The 437-nt window shown below is 63.8% G+C and carries 1 protein-coding gene; it reads left to right on the top strand.

Annotated features, from left to right (window positions below):
- A partial coding sequence (locus tag EOA28_RS38235) for an SDR family oxidoreductase (protein WP_128315965.1) occupies positions 1-380 on the top strand: 380 nt, incomplete at its 5' end.
- Positions 381-437: the final 57 nt, after the last annotated feature.

Raw genomic sequence — 437 nt, 5'->3', positions numbered from 1 at the left:
ACATGGCGCAGGAAGCCGTGCCGCAGATGAAACCGGGCTCGGCGATCATCAACACCGGTTCCGTCACCGGTATCGAAGGCTCGAAGGAATTGGTCGATTACTCGATGACCAAGGGCGGTATCCACGCCTTCACGCGCGCGCTCTCCGGCAACCTGATCGCCAAGGGCATTCGCGTCAACGCGGTGGCGCCCGGTCCGGTCTGGACGCCGCTCAACCCGTCGGAAAAGCAGGCGGAGGATGTTTCGCAGTTCGGCGCCAAGACGCCGATGAAGCGGCCCGCTCAGCCGGAGGAGATCGCGCCGGCCTATGTGTTCCTGGCCTCGCCGCAATGCTCCAGCTACATCACCGGCGAGATCCTGCCGATCATCGGGGGCTACTGACCACCAGGAGGATCCCATGAAGAAAGCGCTTCTCATCGCGGCCTTCGCGCTGATGCC

This window comes from Mesorhizobium sp. M2A.F.Ca.ET.067.02.1.1 (genome assembly GCF_004023285.1).
In the GTDB taxonomy this organism is placed as follows: Bacteria; Pseudomonadota; Alphaproteobacteria; order Rhizobiales; family Rhizobiaceae; genus Mesorhizobium.
The sequence above is the reverse complement of the archived record's forward strand: the minus strand, read 5'-3'. Positions and strand labels throughout refer to the sequence as shown.